The 3,458-nt window shown below is 30.7% G+C and carries 2 protein-coding genes and 1 pseudogene; 2 read left to right on the top strand and 1 reads right to left on the bottom strand.

Annotation, left to right across the window (positions count from 1 at the left end; genetic code table 11):
- The coding region (locus tag L6Q46_RS11585; protein ID WP_291284437.1) for a S41 family peptidase at nucleotides 1-1,452 on the top strand (1,452 nt) is incomplete at its 5' end.
- Nucleotides 1,453-1,571: 119 nt separating this feature from the next.
- On the opposite strand, the pseudogene L6Q46_RS11580 reads toward L6Q46_RS11585, so the two are convergent.
- A pseudogene (locus L6Q46_RS11580) lies at nucleotides 1,572-2,354 on the bottom strand (alpha/beta hydrolase).
- 168 nt (nucleotides 2,355-2,522) lie between these two features.
- On the opposite strand from L6Q46_RS11580, the gene L6Q46_RS11575 reads away from it, so the two are divergent.
- Nucleotides 2,523-3,458, top strand: a 936-nt coding sequence (locus L6Q46_RS11575) for an AbiH family protein (protein WP_291284436.1), incomplete at its 3' end; no start/stop codon positions are given.

Below are 3,458 nucleotides of genomic sequence, written 5' to 3'. Positions count from 1 at the left end.
TTTAGAATGTTGTCAAAAATAAATAGTCAAAACTTTGATGGCGAATTGGTGCAATGGATTAACAAATTGGGTACTTTCAAAACTACTACTCAAAAACTTCCGAAAGAAAGTGCCATTAAATTACTTCCTAACACAAAATGGATTTCTGACACGAATTTAATTTCCTCAGAATTATCGGCATTGCTTCAAAAAGTAAATGCGGCGGATAGAAGCGATTCAAATTATTACATCGGTTTAAGAAGAAGGGTAAAAAACCCTGAATTTACTAATGAAAAAGTGTATAGTAAAATGGAATATTCCGATACTGGAATTAAGCTTTTAGCCATTTTTAGATATTGGAATATGATTGAATACTTTTTTCCAAATCGTCATTTGATGGATGAAAATTGGGATGCTGTTTTGAAAGAGTTTATACCAAGAATGATAGCTACTAAAGATCAAAAAGAATACACTTTTACCCTATTGGAACTTATTGGGAAAATTCAAGATACGCATGCTAATATTTGGAGATACAATGAAGTGATTGCGGATTATTTTGGTCAAAATATTGCTCCCATTGGAGTAAGTTTTATTGAAAATAAAGCGGTAGTTGTCAAATTGCACGATGAATTTAAAGATGGAAATTTACAAATAGGTGATGTAATTTTAGCTGTAAACGGAATTAAAGTAGAAGATTGGATTAAAAATAATTTGAAATATTTTCCAGCCTCCAATTACCCAACACAATTGCGAGATATATCTCAAAAGATTCTGAGAACCAATGAACAAACGATTAGTTTGACTATTGAAAATGTTTTAGGTCAAAAAGAAGTTGTCGTAAATACAGTCAAATATAAATACTTTCCAAACCAGGTAGTTTCTCACAAAATTATCAATGAAAACATCGGTTATATTTATCCAGGATCTTTGAAAAAAGGAGAGATTCATCAAATCATGGATAAGTTTTTAGACAAAAAAGGTTTGATTGTCGATTTAAGATGTTATCCTTCTGATTTTATTATATTTAGTTTGAGTAATTATCTACTAAATGAGAAAAAAGATTTTGTAAAATTCACCGCTGGAGATATTAAAACTCCTGGGTTGTTTACTTTTAGAGGTGGAGAAATGCGAGTTGGAGGTAAAAATAAAAATCATTTCAAAGGAAAAGTAATCATATTAGTTAATGAAGAAACCCAAAGCAATGCAGAATATACGACTATGGCATTGCGAGTAGCTCCAAATGCAATGGTTTTAGGAAGTACAACAGCTGGCGCAGATGGAAATGTTTCGGCAATTATTTTACCTGGAAATATTTTTACTTACATTTCTGGAATTGGCGTTTTAACTCCTAGTGGTTCTGAAACGCAACGTATAGGAATTGTTCCTGATGTTAAAATAGAACCTACAATAAATGGAATTCGCTCAGGAAAAGATGAAGTATTAGAAAAAGCAATTGAGCTGATTAATAATTAAATATAAAATAGTTTGCCACGAATCAATGGATTTTCAAAGATTTAAAATCCTATTAATCTGTGAAGTTTGTGGCTTAGCGAACTTTGCGAAAAAACTTTGCGCCCTTTGCGGTTAAATAATTAAACCCTTTTCAAAAAACCACTCAAAACAGCTAACAATTCCGATTGATTTTCAAAGTGACTCATGTGGCCATCTTCAAAAGTGGTGAGTTGTACTTGCGTGTCTTCGATTTGTTCTAAATTGTCATCATAATTTAAAACAGGGTCTTTTTTACCTAAAATTAGTTGAATCGGATAAGGAGCAAAATGCAAAATAACTTCGCGGTCTTTTCTTATTTTCATGCCTTCTAACGCAGCAACGATTCATTGAAGTGGCGTTTTTAAAGCTTCTAATTTTACTTCTTCAATAATGTCAGCCAAACGTTCGCGATTGTCTTCACTGAACAAATTAGCAATACTCATGCGAATGAATGCCGAATAATTTTGTTTCACCGCTACAATAGCTCTATCACGATTTGCTTTTCGTTCGTCGCTATCGGCTCTTGAAGTGGAATTTTGTAATACAATTCCTTTTACATTATCTGGATACAATTCCGCGAAAGCCAACGCCACATAACCGCCCATCGAATGCCCAATCAAAACCGCTTTTCTGATTTTTAATTCGTGTAATACTTGATGCACCATATCGGCTTGGTCTTCCATGGTGTGGACATAACCCAAACATTCCGTTTCGCCATGACCTAATAAATCAATAGTAATAATGCGATGTTTCTTTACCAACTCAGGAATAAACGCTTTCCACATTGATTGATTTTCCAAAAAACCATGCAATAAAACCACAGCCGTTCCTTTTCCTTGGTCGGTGTAACTGATTTTGGTGTTTTTGAAGGTGGTGGTTTTCATGAGGGCAAAGTTAGGGTTTAAACGCAAAGAGGCAAAGTTTTTTCGCAAAGTAAGCAAGGATTGTTTTAACACAAACTTGTCATTCCGTAGGAATCTCATAAAGAGATGCTTTCAGTACGACAAGATTGTAAATAAATACGTATTTTTGAGAAAAGCATTTTTAGATTTATGAATAGATTAGTGATTATTGGAAACGGTTTTGATTTAGCACATGGTTTGCCGACGAGTTATAAGGATTTCATAGATGATTATTGGAAGACAGCATGTAATACAAATGGAGGAAAAAAAATAGATTACAAAGATAATTTGGTTGCTATTAATTGTGAGTTTGGATATTTAATTAATGATGATGAAATGTTAGCAATTGAAAAAATTAATAATTTTCAGGAGATTAATAATTTTATAAATAGAAACAAAAGCAAAAGAGATGGTGTTTTTGAAATTAAATTCCATAATAACTTTTATAAAATAATTTGTGAGTCATCTACTGAAAATTGGGTTGATATAGAGAATCTTTATTATGATATTTTAAAGAACATTTCAAATAGTGACTTTAGAAAATATAATTATCCGTGGGGTGTCAACCAATTAAATAATGAGTTTGGTGATGTAAAGTCTCTTTTAGAAAAATATTTAATCGATAATATTGAAGAAAAATTTGAATTTAAGTCTAATGATATTATTGAAACATTAAATATATTTAAACCGAAAACATATATTGGCAATGAACTAAACGAACTTTATAACGAAATTTCAATAAAGAGTAAGAAGAGAATAGAAGAAGAGTATCAATTAAAAGTTCAGAAGAGTACTGGGTTTAGTACTAATAATTTCAGTGGTCAAAAAATACATATTACTAATTATTTTTTAAGCTTCAATTATACTTCAACTATGAAAAAATACATTGATTTTTTGAAAATTGATAATGGGGATTTAAATGAGATTCATGGAAGCGTAATAGAGAAATTAAATCCTATAAATTTTGGTTTTGGAGATGAAATGGATAATGATTATAAACAAATTGAAGATAAAAATGATAATGAATATTTAAAAAACATTAAATCGTTTCAATATTTACATACACAAAATTATAAAAGACTTTTG

Origin of the sequence: Flavobacterium sp., assembly GCF_023151265.1 — a bacterium.
Lineage (GTDB): Bacteria > Bacteroidota > Bacteroidia > Flavobacteriales > Flavobacteriaceae > Flavobacterium.
This window is presented reverse-complemented; position numbering and strand designations above follow the sequence as displayed.